Annotated in this window: 13 protein-coding genes; 12 read left to right on the top strand and 1 reads right to left on the bottom strand. The window is 59.0% G+C overall.

Annotation, left to right across the window (positions count from 1 at the left end; genetic code table 11):
- Positions 1 to 31: 31 nt before the first annotated feature.
- The 9 genes from VGL70_20945 (at position 32) to VGL70_20905 (ending at position 11,856) form a co-directional block, all read left to right on the top strand.
- The gene (locus tag VGL70_20945) at positions 32 to 1,063 is read left to right on the top strand and encodes a membrane dipeptidase (protein ID HEY3305995.1); all 1,032 of its coding nucleotides are present in this window, start codon (positions 32 to 34) and stop codon (positions 1,061 to 1,063) included.
- A 19-nt stretch (positions 1,064 to 1,082) separates the two neighbouring features.
- On the top strand, positions 1,083 to 2,030 hold the full coding sequence (locus tag VGL70_20940; protein ID HEY3305994.1) for an ABC transporter substrate-binding protein: 948 nt from the start codon (positions 1,083 to 1,085) through the stop codon (positions 2,028 to 2,030).
- A 35-nt stretch (positions 2,031 to 2,065) separates the two neighbouring features.
- Positions 2,066 to 3,160, top strand: a complete 1,095-nt coding sequence (locus VGL70_20935) for an amidohydrolase family protein (GenBank protein ID HEY3305993.1) — start codon at positions 2,066 to 2,068, stop codon at positions 3,158 to 3,160.
- 49 nt (positions 3,161 to 3,209) lie between these two features.
- Positions 3,210 to 4,241, top strand: coding sequence for an ABC transporter substrate-binding protein (locus VGL70_20930; protein HEY3305992.1), 1,032 nt, complete (start codon positions 3,210 to 3,212; stop codon positions 4,239 to 4,241).
- Positions 4,242 to 4,379: 138 nt separating this feature from the next.
- On the top strand, positions 4,380 to 5,498 hold the full coding sequence (locus tag VGL70_20925; protein ID HEY3305991.1) for an amidohydrolase family protein: 1,119 nt from the start codon (positions 4,380 to 4,382) through the stop codon (positions 5,496 to 5,498).
- A 237-nt stretch (positions 5,499 to 5,735) separates the two neighbouring features.
- A complete protein-coding gene (locus tag VGL70_20920; protein HEY3305990.1) occupies positions 5,736 to 7,184 on the top strand; it encodes a UbiD family decarboxylase in 1,449 nt (482 codons plus the stop codon).
- 63 nt (positions 7,185 to 7,247) lie between these two features.
- A complete protein-coding gene (locus VGL70_20915; protein HEY3305989.1) occupies positions 7,248 to 7,394 on the top strand; it encodes a hypothetical protein in 147 nt (48 codons plus the stop codon).
- 145 nt (positions 7,395 to 7,539) lie between these two features.
- Complete coding sequence (locus VGL70_20910; protein HEY3305988.1) at positions 7,540 to 9,810, top strand: xanthine dehydrogenase family protein molybdopterin-binding subunit; 2,271 nt, start codon at positions 7,540 to 7,542, stop codon at positions 9,808 to 9,810.
- Positions 9,811 to 10,389: 579 nt separating this feature from the next.
- Entirely contained in the window at positions 10,390 to 11,856 is a 1,467-nt protein-coding gene (locus VGL70_20905) for a fibronectin type III domain-containing protein (GenBank protein ID HEY3305987.1), read from the top strand.
- 82 nt (positions 11,857 to 11,938) lie between these two features.
- On the opposite strand, the gene VGL70_20900 is transcribed toward VGL70_20905, so the two are convergent.
- Positions 11,939 to 12,061 carry a hypothetical protein gene (locus VGL70_20900; protein HEY3305986.1) on the bottom strand — a complete coding sequence of 41 codons (123 nt, stop codon included), beginning with the start codon at positions 12,059 to 12,061 and terminating at the stop codon, positions 11,939 to 11,941.
- Positions 12,062 to 12,891: 830 nt separating this feature from the next.
- Here VGL70_20900 and VGL70_20895 point away from each other — a divergent pair.
- The 3 genes from VGL70_20895 (at position 12,892) to VGL70_20885 (ending at position 13,939) form a co-directional block, all read left to right on the top strand.
- The gene (locus tag VGL70_20895; protein HEY3305985.1) at positions 12,892 to 13,152 is read left to right on the top strand and encodes a hypothetical protein; all 261 of its coding nucleotides are present in this window, start codon (positions 12,892 to 12,894) and stop codon (positions 13,150 to 13,152) included.
- Positions 13,153 to 13,406: 254 nt separating this feature from the next.
- On the top strand, positions 13,407 to 13,613 hold the full coding sequence (locus VGL70_20890; GenBank protein ID HEY3305984.1) for a DUF433 domain-containing protein: 207 nt from the start codon (positions 13,407 to 13,409) through the stop codon (positions 13,611 to 13,613).
- On the top strand, positions 13,610 to 13,939 hold the full coding sequence (locus VGL70_20885; GenBank protein ID HEY3305983.1) for a DUF5615 family PIN-like protein: 330 nt from the start codon (positions 13,610 to 13,612) through the stop codon (positions 13,937 to 13,939). Before VGL70_20890 ends, VGL70_20885 begins: the two co-directional genes overlap by 4 nt.
- The last annotated feature ends 387 nt before the right edge of the window (positions 13,940 to 14,326 follow it).

Here is a 14,326-nt window from a genome sequence, read left to right as displayed (position 1 = left end):
CGCAGCGCATCTTCAAGGGAAAAGGAGCGGCATGGACGGTAAGGACATACTGAAAAAACACGTCGTGGTCGAAGGCCACCGCGACGTTTACGAGCAGCTTTATCGAAAATCGATCGCCGAAGAGTCGCCGCTGCGCGACGCGATCGCTCCGCGCTTGATCCGCGACGGCATCAATCTTTCCGTCTATGCGATCTCAGGCGATTCCTATTCACATTCGCAGAACACCGGCCGCTATCTGGAGACGGCGCTGGAGAACATCGACATGTTCCTCGAAGAGGCGCCGCGCTCGGAAGGCATGATCTCGCTCGTGCGCAGGCGCGCGGATCTCCCCGACCAAGTGCGCCCGGGACAGATCTCTTTCATCCTCCACTTCGAGGGCGGCATGCCGCTACGCGGCAGCATCCATCAGTTGAGAAATTTTTATCGCCTCGGACTGCGCTCGATGCAGCTCACCTGGAACTTTCGCAACGAGCTCGGCGACGGCGTGTGGGAGAACCGCACCAAGGGGGGTCTCACGCGCTTCGGCGTCGAGGTCATCAAGGAGATGAACCGCCTCGGCATGGTGGTCGATCTCGCGCACATGAACCGCGAAGGATTTTTCCAGTCGCTGGACGCCGCCGAGGCGCCGCTCATCGTGAGCCACGCTAACGCCTGCGGCATGCTGGACAATCCGCGCAACCTGGCGGACGATCAGATCAAGGCGATCGCCGATCAGGGCGGCTTGGTCGGAATCCTCGCGTTGCCCGAGCGCATCGTCAACAAAGGCGCCGCGCTCGACGATCTGCTCAAGCACCTCGACTATATGGCCGAACTCGTCGGCGTCGAGCACGTCGCCCTGGGGCTCGACTTCGTGAAATACGACGGCCCGCGGACGCTGAAGGACCGGCACCATCCGCTGCGCAAGCCCGAGGTGGTCCAGGACCTGGAAGAGGTCGAGGACCTGCCCAAGCTCGTCGACGGGCTGTTGCGCCGCGGCTACAAGGAAAACGAAATCGCGCTCATCCTCGGAGGGAACTATCTGCGCGTGCTCAAGACCATTCTCCCGGACCAGCCGGTGATTTAAAATTCGGAGGAGGATTTCTATGCGCCGCTTGACGTTTTCGCTGATTCTTTTTCTGCTTTTTGTCTGTCCTTCTCCGGTGCCCGCCAAAATCGTCGTCGGCCTTTCGTCGGTGAACATCGCGTTCCTACCCGTGTACGTCGCGCAGGAAAAGGGCTTCTTCAAGGACGAAGCGCTGGACGTCATCTTCGTCATGTTCAACGCCGGATCGACCAATCTTCAGGCGCTGGCCGGCGGCGACGTCCAGATCATGGGAAGCGCGTTTGTCGAGACGATCGGAGGGCGGGCGAGCGGTATCGTGGACGTGAGGAATTTTTGGGGCATCAGCAACATCATGCCTTTCCAGCTTTATTCGCATTCGAGCTTCAAGTCGATGAAAGAGGCGAAGGGCAAACGCTTCGCCATCAGCCGCTTCGGCTCGCTCACGGACTTTCTCACGCGCGCAACCGTGCAGCACTTCGGCGTCAATCCCAAGGAGGTCACTATCCTTCAGATCGGGAGCACGCCCGCCCGCTTCGCCGCGCTCGAGGCCGGCGGTGTCGATGCCAGCATCGTCTGGTTTCCGGTCACGGAGATCGCCAAGTCCAAGGGTTATAACAAACTGTTCGATCTGAAGGAGATTTTCCCCGAATGGCCGTACGAAACCTTCGCGGCGCGGGAATCATGGCTGGCAAAGGAAAAGGATCAGGTCACGAAGTTCCTGCGCGCCTATCAGCGCGGCGTCCGGCATACCCACCAGAATAAAGAAGACGCCGTCAGGGCCATTCGAAAATACGTCCGGATGGACCCGGCGTACGCGCCCGCGGGTTACGACGAGTATCGCGATTCCTTCCCGGTGAACGGCAAGATCGCGGAGAAGCCTATTCCGGTGGTGATCGAGCAGGAATTCGAGGCGGGGAGAATCAAGCGCAAGATTACCGTGGACGAGATGATCGACAAGTCGTTCATCCAGGCGGTCGGAGGCAAATAGGGACGCGTTTGAATACGGCATGACGAGGTGAAGCGATGATCATCGATTTGGATTCCCATCTGCGCGAAAGCTATTTCTTGGACGAGATCTACAAACTCGAAGGACCGTGGGCGAAGTTCACGCCGGTGCGCGTAGGAGACGGCCAAGGGCACAGGAGGAAATTTATCCACTCGCTCGACCCGATCAGCGCCCAGGGGCGCGCGGCGCACAGCCATCCATATATATATGATCCCGACTACGGCTGGCGCGGCGGCGAGATCGCCGCGCGGCAGGTGGCGGGCTACGACATGGAAAAACGGCGCGAGGGGATCAAGAAGGAAAATCTCGACAAGGAAATTATTTTCCCGACGCAGATCAGCATCGCGACGCAGAATATCGGCCCGCTGGGGCGCGAGCTTGCGCGCTGCTACAACGACTGGGTCGCCAAGCTGGTCAAAGGCTACGAAGATGTTTTTCTTCCCGTGGCGATGGCGCCCGCCGGCTATCCCGAGGCGATGGCCGGCGAGCTCACGCGCTCGGTCAAAGAGCTGGGCTTCAAAGCCGGCCATCTGGTTTCTTATTGCGGCAGCCGCAACCTCGACAGCTCGGACTATTACGACTACTACGAGACGGCCGAGGATCTCGGCGTGCCGCTCTTCTGCCATCCCAACAGCAACGGCGAGCTGGTGGACCGGTTCGACAATTTTTTCAAGACCCACGTCCTCGGCCGGCCGATGAACTGCACGCCGGCGCTCATCGCTCTCGTTCTCGGCGGCATCTTCGAGAAATTCCCCAAGCTCAAGGTCGCGTTTTTCGAATGCAGCGCGGAATTTCCGCTCTACTGGATGCATCGAATGGACGACGATTGGGAATGGGCCCAGGACTTCTCGCAAATCAAGGGCGGCCTCACGATGCCGCCTTCGGAGTACGTCCGGCGGAACTGTTACTTCACCTGCGAGGCGGACGAGAAAGACCTGACCGGGCCGATCGCCGAAGTGGGCGAGGACCACATCTTGATGGCGACGGATTACCCGCACTTCGATTCCGAGTATCCGCACACGGTCTCCAGCATACGCGCGAGAAACGACATCACGGCGAAGCAAAAGGACAAGATTCTCGGCGAGAACGCCGCGCGGATTTTGAACCTGTGAGGAATCTTAAGGTAGGGGCGGGTTTGAAACCCGCCTCTACGGCTCGACGATGAAAGCACCGGCTGACCAGCTTCTCGTCATCGTATTTGCCGCCTGTACGCTTTGGCCCTACAGCGCTGAGTCCCTAGCCGCCTCGTCCCCTGCCAAAATCGTCATCGCCCACGCCGCGATGAACGCCAGAGTCGCGCCGCTCTGGGTCGCGCAGGAACACGGATTCTTCGCCAAGAACGGCGTCGCGGCGAACACGATCTTCATCCGCCAGGCGCCGGTCCTGGTGGCGGCGCTTTCTGTGGGTGATGTCCAGATCGGCTACACCGGAGGAACTTCGGTCATGGCGGCGGTCGCCGGCGGGGCCGATCTCAAGATGATCGCCTCGCTGATCAACCGGCTGGGCTACGATCTCGTCGCCGCGCCGAGCATCAAGAGCGCGAAGGATCTCCGCGGCAAGCGCTTCGGAGTGCAGAGCCTCGGCGGCACCATCTGGATGGCCGGCATTCTGGGACTGGAGCACGTCGGTCTGGATCCCGCCCGCGACAATATCAATTTCCTCGCCATCGGCGATCAAACGGTTCTGACGCAGGCTCTGGAAGCGGGCCGCATCGACGCGACCGTGCTGGACGGTGTTTTTAGCCGCAGGCTCAAGCAAAAGGGCTTCACGATCATCGCGGAGCTGCAACAAACCGACATTCCGTTCTCGGGCCAGGGATTGATCGTCAAGAGCGCCTATCTGCAAGAGCAGCGCGAAACGCTCGAAGGCCTTCTCAAGGGGCTGCTCGAAGGGATCGCGTTCAGCGTCGCGCCGAAAAACAAGAGCGCCGTCGTCGGAACGATCATGAAGCGGCTCAAGCTGTCCGATCCGGCGGTCGCCGAGGAGGGCTATCAGGACGTCATGAAGAGCGTGGACCGGCGGCCGTATCCGTCGATCGACGGGCTGCGCAATATCCAGCGGCTGATGAAGACGCAGACCCCGGCCGCCCAGAAGGTGAAGGTCGAAGAGATGGTCGACGATCGGATCCTTCGCCGGCTGGATCAGAGCGGCTTCATCGACAAACTGTTTGAAGCGTACGGCGTCAAGAATTGATCCGGCGCCAGACTCCGTTCACCCTTCGACACAGCTCAGGGTGAACGGGTTGCGAGTAAAATCCTTTCCGTTCGTGCTGAGCTGGCCTGTCCTGAGCGACGCCGAAGGGTCGAAGCACGAGACATGAAGGAGATTCCCGTGTATATCGACGGAGACACCCATTACTGGCCGGTGCGATTTATCGACCGCGTCGCGCATCCGGGCCGCGGCCGCGTCGAGATCAAGGAAGACGATGGCAAGTACGTGCGCTTCGGCGAGCGGGTTCCCGGCAAGGTCGCGACCTACTATCGCGAGGGAAAAGTCGTCCACTCTTTCAAAGAAGGGCGCTGGAACCTCGATATCCGCCGCGAGTACATGAAGAAGGACGGCTTCGACCTTCAGGTCCTGATTCCCGACAACCGGCAATTGATTTATGAATTGGATCCCGAGCTCGGCCGCCAACTGGCGCGGGCCTATAACGATACCGTCGCCGAGGACGTCGCGGGAAGAAACGAATTTATCGGCGTCGCGTGGGTCTACCTGCCCGACATCAAAGAAGCCGTGCGCGAGCTCAGACGCTCGGTGGAGGACCTCGGGCTGAAAGCGCTCAAATTGAGCGGCGGCTACGACAACAGCGATCTCGACGCGGAGGTGCTGTGGCCCTTGTACGAAGAAATCTCGCGGCTCGACATTCCGATCCTGGTTCACCCGGGTGCGCGCGTCTTCGAGCACCAGCACAGCCATCCCTGGTTGATCGGCAGCGAGCGCTACGAAGGTTTTCCGCTCTTTCCGACGGCGCTGGGTTTTCCGCTCACCTACATGGTGACCGCCGCCCGGCTGATCTTCAGCGGCGTGCTCGACCGCTTTCCTTCGCTGCGCTTTGCTTTCTTCGAAGGCGGGATCGGCTGGGTGCCGTGGCTCATGACCATGCTGGATCACCACATGCCTTCCGAAGCGCCGGTCTCGACCGCGGTGCGGCAATTTTTCAAAGGCGAAGAGAAGATCAAGAAATCTCCCGGCGAATATTTCCGCCATTTTTATATCGCGGCGGTGTCGTGGGAGCGCTATCTGCCGGAGATCGTCAAAGTCTGGCCGGACCACAACATCATCATCGGCAGCGACTTCGACCACGGCGACGCGATCTCCACCTGGCCCAACACGGTCAAGCCGATCAAGGCGATGGCGGGGCTCGCGGAAGAAGAAAAAGAAAAAATCCTCGGCGGCAACATCATGCGGCTGTTCAAGATGAAAGGAGAGTCTCTCCCGCCGCGCCCGTGAGAGCCTGAGAGGAACGCGCAGCGGCGACCCCCTCTTAATCTCCCCCTTGGCAAGGGGGAGACAGAGAGGGGGTATGGATTCCCGTTTTCACGGGAATGACGGACAAATCAAACCTGGAAATTTAGGCAATCCCTTCTACCATCCGCGCGCGGCATTCCACCGTTTGCGCGTTGACAATAGTCCGAACCACCATGTAGTTATGGTGTATCCCTCGTCACTTGAACCAGGAGGATTTAGATGGCGAAGAGTCTCAGAACGTTTTTGGAGGATTGCCGGCGCGAGATCCCCAACGAGATCGTGCACATCAAAAAGGAAGTCGATCCCGCCCATTACGACGTGACCGCCATCATCAAGCATCTCGGCGCGATGAAAAAATTTCCCATCCTTATTTTCGACCGTCCGCAGAATTTACATTGCAAGGCGAGCGGCGATTTCAAGCTGGTGATGAACTGCGAGATCTCCCAGCGAAAAATCCAGGTCGCGCTCGGAATTCCAAAGGAGACGAGCCGGCCGCAGATGGCGGAAATCTGCCTGGAGCGGGAAGGGCGGCGCGTCCCGCCGATCGTCATCGACAAGAGGCAGGCGCCGGTGAAAGAGGTGGTGAAAACCGGCAAGGAAGTTGACATCTTCGAGCTGCCGGTCATGCGCCATCATTATATGGACGGCGGGCCGTACATCACCTTGTCTTCGATCACCAGAGACCGGAAGAGCGGCATCTACAACTGCTCCTACCACCGCATGGAGGTCAAAACCAAAAACACGACCGTGCTCTATGCCTCGCCGCGCCACCTGTGGAAAATCTTCCGCGAGCACGAGGAAGCCAACGTGGAGTGTCCGGTCGCGACCGTGCTCGGCCATCATCCGGCGTATCACATGGGCGCCTGCTACACGGGCGCGTTCGAGGTCAGCGAATACGACGTCATCGGCGGCTATCTCCAGGAACCCTTGCGTCTCACGCCGTCGGAAACCTGGGGCGACGATCTGCTCATCCCCGCCGACGCCGAGATCGTTATCGAAGGCGCGCTCATTCCCGGCAAGCGCATGGTCGAGGGGCCGTTCGGCGAGGCGCCGGGTTACCTCGGCCCGCAGCGCTACACGACCTGCGTCGAGTATCAGGTGCGCGCGATCAACTATCGCAAAGGCGGCATGTATCAATCCGTGATCACGCCGGAAGGCGACAAACCGTGGATGGACCTGCCGCGCGAAGGCGCTTATCTCCGCCGCTGCCGCGAGGCGGTGCCCGGCGTCACGGCCGTGTGCAAGTTCGGCCGGCACGCGCAGTACAACATCTTCATCGCGATGAAGAAAATGTCCGAGGGCGATCCCGGACGGGCCGCGGCCGCGGCGCTGACGTTCGATCACGCGAAAAACGTCTTCGTCTTCGACGACGATATCGACGTGTACGATCCGACCGACATTCTCTGGGCGCTGGCGACGCGGGTGCAGCCGCACGCCCAGGTTTCGATTCTCCAGCCGCTGTTCCGGGGGAACTTCTTGGATCCGTCGCTGATGGACGAGATCAAGACCTCCGGCATGATCATCGACGCGACGCGGCCGCTCGACCGGCCCTTCTCGCCGGTATCCAAGTGTCCGGACGACGCCATGGTGCGGGTCAAGCTGGAGGATTATATTCCCGGCGAGGTCTTGCAGCACATTCCGACGGACCGGACGACGTACTGGGCGTAGCCCTCACCCTTTCCCTCTCCCGTGCAGGGAGAGGGTAGGGAGAGGGTGATTTCAGGAGGAGTAATGGGTCAAACCATCGAGATCACCTGTCCGAAGTGCAACAAGATATTTGTCGCCAACCCCCACATGCTCGGCTCGGGCATGAATTTCCATTGTCCGTTCTGCGACGCCTACTTTCCGGAGAACGAAAGCCCAAAGATTCGCAAATGAGTGTTAACCGTCAGCGAACCCTCACCCTTGCCCTCTCCCTCAGGGAGAGGGTTGGGTGAGGGAAAAGGCGAGGCTGAGCGCTGACAGCTGACGTTCGCGAAAGTTCGATCGCGTGAAACGTCACAACGTTGAAAAAAGAAGAGCTTTGAAGATCGTCGGAGCTTCCCCTTGGCGCCTGGACGGCGTGGAGAAGGTGACCGGAAGCGCCCTCTACACCGGAGACGTCGAGCTCTCGGGAATGGGCTACGCCAAAATCCTTCGGAGCGCCGTGCCGCACGCGAAGATCGTAAAAATCGACGCGCGCAAGGCGGCAAGCATGCCTGGAGTCATCACCGTGCTGACGCGCGACGATCTTTCGGGGCTCAACTCGCGCTACGGCGCGATCTACAAAGACCAATCGATCGTTGCCACGGATAAGGTGAGATACGCCGGCGATCCGGTCGCCGCCGTCCTCGCCGTGGACGAAATGACGGCCGAGCAGGCGCTCGGCCTGATCGACGTCGAGTACGAGGATCTTCCCGCGATGACGGCGATCGAAGAGGCGATCGCCGAAGGCGCGCCGCTGGTTCACGACCAGTGGTTCGGCAAAGCCGAGCTGCGCGGCTCGAGCTACGGCGCGCCGGACAAATTCAAAGGCACGAACATCTGCTCGCACTTCGGCTACGCCCGCGGCGACGCCGTGAAAGCCTTGCACAAATCCGACTACGTTTTCGAAGACACCTTCCGCTTCCCCAAGGTGCAGCACTGCTCGCTGGAGCCCCACGTCATGGTCGCTCATTTCGAGCGGGATCATCTTACGGTCTGGAGCTCCTGCCAGGACCCTTTCGGCCTCCGCGACCAACTCGCCGCGATTTTCGCCCTGCCTCTGAGCCATGTGAGGATCGTCGTGCCTTACGTCGGCGGCGGCTACGGCGGCAAGCTTTACGTCAAGGCGGAGCCGATCGCGGCGGCGCTTTCCTGGAAAGCGCGCCGGCCCGTGAAGCTCGTCATGAGCGTCGGCGACAGCTTCAAGACGGTCACGCGCCATCCGGCGCGCGTGCGCATCAAGAGCGGCGTCGCCGCGGACGGCCGCCTGCTCGCGCGCGAGTGCGAGATCTACATGAACACCGGCGCCTACGCCGACGCGGGGCCGAGGGTGACGCAAAAGGCCGGCTATCGCGCGCTGGGACCGTATCGGATCCCGGACGTGAAGGTGGATGCCTATTGTGTTTACAGCAACACGGTTCCGGCGGGCGCGTTCCGCGGCTTCGGCTCGGTGCAAGTCGCCTGGGCCTATGAATCGCACACCGACCTCATCGCCGAGCGGCTCGGCATCGATCCGCTCGAGTTTCGCTTGAAGAACCTGCTCAAGAAAGGCGAGGAGTATACGCCCGGCGACACGCCGGTCGATTGCGATCTCAAGGAAGGATTGCTCAAGGTCGCGAAGGCATTGGATTGGAAACGCCGCGCGAAACCGGACAGCGGAAAAGGCTTGAGCGTTTGTCTCAAGGACGCCGGCGGAACTTTCAAGATCGCCGGCGCGACGGTCAAGATGTCGTCCGACGGCAGCGTGGTACTGCTCACCGGCACGGTGGAGATCGGCCAAGGATCGAAGACCGCCTTGAGCCAGGTGGTCGCGGAGACCTTATCGCTGACTCTGGACAGGATATCGGTCGCGCAATTGGATACGGACGTAACGCCCTACGACGTTTCCACCAGCGCGAGCAGTTCGATGACGGTGATGGGGCTGGCGGTCGAGCGCGCGGCGGAGGACGCGAAGAAGCAGCTCCTCTCGGCCGCGGCGGATGTTCTCGACTGCAAAGTAACGGAGCTGAAGCTCGAAGATGGGAAAGTTCGCGGCAAGCGCGGCAAAGCGCTTTCGTACGGCTACGTCATCACGGAATTTTTCGGCAGCAAGGCGGGAGAGGTCATCGGTCGAGGAATTTACCGGGACCTGAAGACCAAGAAAGCCGCCTTAGGGGCGACGACGACGTTCTGGGAAGTCGGGTGGGGCGGCGCCGAGGTCGAAGTGGATCGCGAGACCGGCGCGGTGCATCTCAGGAAGTACGTTTCCGTCGCCGACGTCGGCAGGGCCGTCAATCCGGTCCAGTGCGAAGGACAAGACGAGGGGGGCGTGGTCTTCGGGCTGGGACACACGCTCTTCGAGGAAATGCTCTACGAAGACGGGCAGCTCTTGAATCCGAATCTGGTGGACTACCGCGTGCCCAACTTCAACGATCTGCCCGAAGAGTTTTCCTCCGCGCTGATAGAAAACGAGAACGGTCCGGGGCCCTTCGGCGCCAAGGGCATGGGAGAGGGCGGGCTATTGCCCGTCGCTTCGGCCGTCGCCAATGCGCTGGCGCGAGCCGTCGGCATCCGCTTTTACGAGCTGCCCATCACTCCGGAAAAAGTCTGGCGCGCGCTCAAAGAGAAATAAGCAATTGCGCAATAGAGTCAGATAGAATAGTAAATTTCAACTCATCGTCACTTTCTCGTCCAGCATTTTTTACTGTAGGCAATTACCTACCGCGGTGTAAGTGTTTTTCATACGCATTGGGCCGGTGAACTTTTAGCAAATAGACAACGCCGATCACAAGCTTCGCGATCCCCGCACGTATTTTTCATAGGAAAAATCCCCAGTCGGAAATAACCGAAGGTTTTCTTTCGTCGCAATTCAAATCTTGGCATTGGGCTTGCTCATTTCATGAACCGAATCAATCACATTCTAACTCTAACTTCGTTTCGTTCTCTAAAACGCAAAGAAAAATTTCTTGACAATAGGAGATCCTATGTTATGCCGCCGGAAGGAAAAGTTTTGATTCGGTACGCGGTCGACGCGCCGCGCGTCGTTTCCGAATCGGGGGTTGTTAAGGTGGTGGATGCGTTATCGCCCCTCGCTAGAAGACTCTCACGCGTCCTGTGGGTCATTCATTTTCGTCCCACGTATGGTTTTGCTTTGGCTTGAGATCCGGCGACCAGGTTCTCTCGTCTGCGGGCCGGACTCGGAATCATTATTATGAAGCAATACGGCAACACTCGCCTGTTATTCGCGCTTTTCCTGTCGCTTGCAGCCACCGCCATCGCTGAGAGAGCGGATGCGACGCAACTCCGGCTGTCCTGGATCGATGCCTCCAACAATGAAGATGGATTCGAGATCGAGCGCAGACTCGGAGAGGGCAAATATAAGCACGTCGGCAAGACCGGCCGCAACGTTACAACCTACGTCGATTCCAATGTCGTGGACGGAGCCACTTACTGCTACCGGGTGCGGGCGTACAACCGCGGGGGAAATTCGCAGTACTCAAATTCGGCTTGCGGCACGAGCCGCGCCTATATCACGATTGTAAAGGCGGGGAGCGGCGCCGGGACGGTTCGCAGTTTGCCGGGTGGAATCAATTGCGGCTCGACGTGCAGCGCAACCTACGCGGCTCAGACGATCGTTACGTTGACGGCTGTTCCGGCCGGCGGCTCGGTCTTTACGGGCTGGAGCGGACCCAAGGATTGCAGGGACGGGACCGTGACGATGGACGCGAACAAAAAGTGCATCGCCAAATTTAACCGGCTCGCGCCGGGCCACGGTCCGAACGTTGCAGCGGCGAACCAGCCGGCGAATCCGGCGTTCGCGGCCAAAAGTAATCCTCCAGCGTCCGTGACCAGAAGTAATCCTCCAGCGTCCGCGGCCAAAAGTAATTCTGCCGCCTCCGCCGCTCCCGGCTCGCCCTCCGCTATCGGCGTCTTTCGTCCGAGCACGGGCGACTGGTTTCTCGATAGCAGCGGCAGCGGTTTCATGGCCGCCTGCAACGTCGAGAGCTGCGTGCGAAATCTCGGCCAAGAAGGAGACGTTCCCGTCGCCGGATCCTGGACCGGCGCCCCGACAATGTCGTTGGGACTTTTCGATACGAGCACCGCGAGCTGGTACCTCGATCTCAACGACAACGGCATTCTCGACGGTTGCGAGCCGCGCTCCTGCCGGCGCGTATACGGCAGCCCCGGCGATGTGCCGGTGGTGGGAGACTGGACCGGCGGCGGCGCGGATAAAATCGGCGTCTTTCGGCCGAGCACGGGCGAGTGGTATTTCGATCTCAACGGCAACGGCGTCCTTGATAGCTGCAGCATCGATCGCTGTCTCACGTTCGGCGCTCCCGGAGACATCCCGGTGGTCGGCGATTGGAACGGGGAAGGACAAACGAAAATCGGGATCTTTCGTCCGAGCACGGGCGAATGGCTGCTCGATTCCGGAGACGCCGGAGAGACAAAGGACTGTGCCGATGACTGTATTATTTTCGGCGCGCCGGGCGATCTGCCCGTCGTCGGCGATTGGGACGGCGGCGGCGCGGATAAGATCGGCGTCTTTCGCCCGAGCACGGGCGAATGGTTGTTGGATCTCAACGGCAACGGCAACTGGGACGGCTGCGGCCTGGACCTATGCCTCGGTCCCTTCGGCGCTCCCGGCGACCTGCCGATCGTCGGCAAATGGCTCTGAGCCGCGCGAGACCTCGCCTCTTTCTGCGAAATCCTTCCAGCAGTCCCCGTGTAGACGTTTTCCTACCGCATGTAAGTCTTTTTCATACGGCGCGCGGGTAATTGTTCGCCGCGCCGTTGTCGCTCTGAAGCTCCGGTGATTCTCTCGCCGTGCGCTCCTCATAGGTAACAAGACCGCCGACAAAATATTTCCGCTTTCTTCCCACGCGCAACTTCTCCTGGCAGTCGACTTGCTCAGTCAACGGGCAGAAGTTTTTGGTCGAGTGTAATTTTGCTTTTCTCGAACAAAAGTCCCCATCTCGTCATTCCTTGCCCGGAACAAAATAATTTTCATTTGGAGATGAGCTATTCATGAAACGTTACAGCCGCGTGCGTTGGGGAAGAGATTCATCCTGCGCACGCCGATGAAGAAGAAACAGAGCGAGCTTCTTCGACGAGTGGGAAAGATTCTCAAATTTTCCCGGCATCGAAAGCTCAAGGAAGTGCTTGAGCGAATCCGACCTGTAATTGTGGGTTGGGTGAACTACTTTCGAGTTGGAAATTCCCGCCGGGCGTTTGCTTGGATACGCTTTGAGGTGATGAGGAAAATACGCCGGTTTGCGATGAAACAAAGGGGCCGTCCGGGCTGCGGCTGGAAGAGGTGGAGTAACGAGACGATCTACAGAGAGTGGGGACTCGTCGATCCATACGAGGTCCGCTACTTTTACAGATCGGCCGTGAAAGCACTTCCAGTGCGCTAGGCAGATAACGCTTGGTGATGAACAGATTCAGGAAAGCCGGATGACCGAAAGGGTCACGTCCGGTTTGATGCGGCGGGGGCTGGAGACGGGTTTACGGTGAGGCTAATGAGGCACCGTCAAACGAAAGAGACGGCAAACGGATAGGCTCCACCTAAGAGACACCGCGCCAGTCCTCGACCCTACATATTCTAAGATTGAAAGAGACTGAGCGGCTACACGTCCGGTAGACCTTAACAACATTACGGGCCGCATCGCTCAAACTCTCGTCCGATCTTTTCCCAGACTGGGGGTAGAATATGACCATCGACACGGTGCGTAGCGCGCTTCTGCGGTGCGCACTAATCAACTACGGCATATTATTGGTGTGGTTTTTGTTTTTTATCCTGGCACACGATTGGATGTATCTGTTTCACAGCCGATGGTTTCATCTTTCCGTCGAGCAGTTTGACTTGCTGCATTACTTGGGCATGTCGATTTTCAAAATCGGCATCATCCTTTTCAACCTGGTCCCGTACTTTGCCCTGTATTTCTCTCGGCGGAGCGTGCGCACGGATTGAATCGCAGGGGGAGAAAGCAGGCACTGCCACGTTTCCGGAATTCCGGAAATGTGAGAATCAATTCACCATCGCGTTTGCTCAATTGCGCCAATCCGCAACTATCGGCTTTTGAGAACTCTCAAATCGTCAGAGTGACTACTCCCGTGTTTTTGTAATACGAAAACACGGGAATGTGTGAGACAACGCGAGAGTTTCACGGAGATCTGGCGCGGTCGTGCTCAATTGTGATAGTTTAGATGTTGTCGGAGATAGCCATGCACTGGATTGTTTCAGATCCTGACCACCTGGGAGGCGCGCCGCGGGTGCGCGACACGCGAATATCTGTTGCGATCCTCCTGGAGTTGATCGCTTCAGGAATGACCATTCCCGACATCGTCAAGGAATATCCCAGCCTCACGGAAGAAGCGATTCGTGGGACGCTTGAAGAGCTCGCTCACTCGGATCTTCTCTCCGCCCGGTGAAAATCCTCTTAGACGAAAACTTGCCTGAATCGCTCTTGGCGGCTCTCCGGCGCCTCGGCCATCAAGCGGATTCCGTGAATAGCTTGCGTCTTAAAGGAATCGACAACGGCGCGCTCTATCGATTGGCGGCTCAGTCTTACGATCTCTGCTTCACCAGAGACGCCGGCTTTGTGCATAACGTGCGACAAACGCAGCCATTGGTGAATGTAAAGGTCTTACGCGTTACTATGAGACAGCAGAGTGGCGGTCTATTCGCCGCCGCCTTCATCCAAGCCTTTGTCGCCGCCGACTGGACCCAATACGGCAACGGAAATGATTGGCCATAAGTGGGTGATATGGGAAAATTCAGTCGGTAGCCCGCGAACACAAGATTTCCGGTAACGCTCTAAACTCTGGCTGGAACAAAAGACAAAAGAACGGAGGCCCGCTAGAAGGCGTGGAAAGTTGGCGGCGAAGAACGCTTAGATTGGGGGAAAAAGAAAAATCATCCACTTCCACGTTTCGGCAATTCCCGAAACGTCGAAATGAGCCTGCCTGTACGGCTACGATTAGCGCATTCGGCCCTGTTGGGTTACGCCGCCTCCGCCTTGGCCGTGCAGAAGGGGTGCTTGCCGCCCATTCTGCAGGTCGCGCCCGCTTTGGCCAGGGCCGCCTCGTAGTCCCGGTGGATGGCGGGGTCTTCTTCTTCGTACTCGATCTGGTCGCCGCCTTCC

Source organism: Candidatus Binatia bacterium, assembly GCA_036504975.1.
GTDB lineage: Bacteria > Desulfobacterota > Binatia > UBA9968 > UBA9968 > JAJPJQ01.
The sequence above is the reverse complement of the archived record's forward strand: the minus strand, read 5'-3'. Positions and strand labels throughout refer to the sequence as shown.

Bases quoted from the DNA above. Each gene is read 5' to 3' on its own strand.
- VGL70_20945 (HEY3305995.1), top strand. From the start codon at position 32: ATGGACGGTAAGGACATACTGAAAAAACACGTCGTGGTCGAAGGCCAC.
- VGL70_20940 (HEY3305994.1), top strand. From the start codon at position 1,083: ATGCGCCGCTTGACGTTTTCGCTGATTCTTTTTCTGCTTTTTGTCTGT.
- VGL70_20935 (HEY3305993.1), top strand. From the start codon at position 2,066: ATGATCATCGATTTGGATTCCCATCTGCGCGAAAGCTATTTCTTGGAC.
- VGL70_20930 (HEY3305992.1), top strand. From the start codon at position 3,210: ATGAAAGCACCGGCTGACCAGCTTCTCGTCATCGTATTTGCCGCCTGT.
- VGL70_20920 (HEY3305990.1), top strand. From the start codon at position 5,736: ATGGCGAAGAGTCTCAGAACGTTTTTGGAGGATTGCCGGCGCGAGATC.
- VGL70_20915 (HEY3305989.1), top strand. From the start codon at position 7,248: ATGGGTCAAACCATCGAGATCACCTGTCCGAAGTGCAACAAGATATTT.
- VGL70_20905 (HEY3305987.1), top strand. From the start codon at position 10,390: ATGAAGCAATACGGCAACACTCGCCTGTTATTCGCGCTTTTCCTGTCG.
- VGL70_20895 (HEY3305985.1), top strand. From the start codon at position 12,892: ATGACCATCGACACGGTGCGTAGCGCGCTTCTGCGGTGCGCACTAATC.
- VGL70_20890 (HEY3305984.1), top strand. From the start codon at position 13,407: ATGCACTGGATTGTTTCAGATCCTGACCACCTGGGAGGCGCGCCGCGG.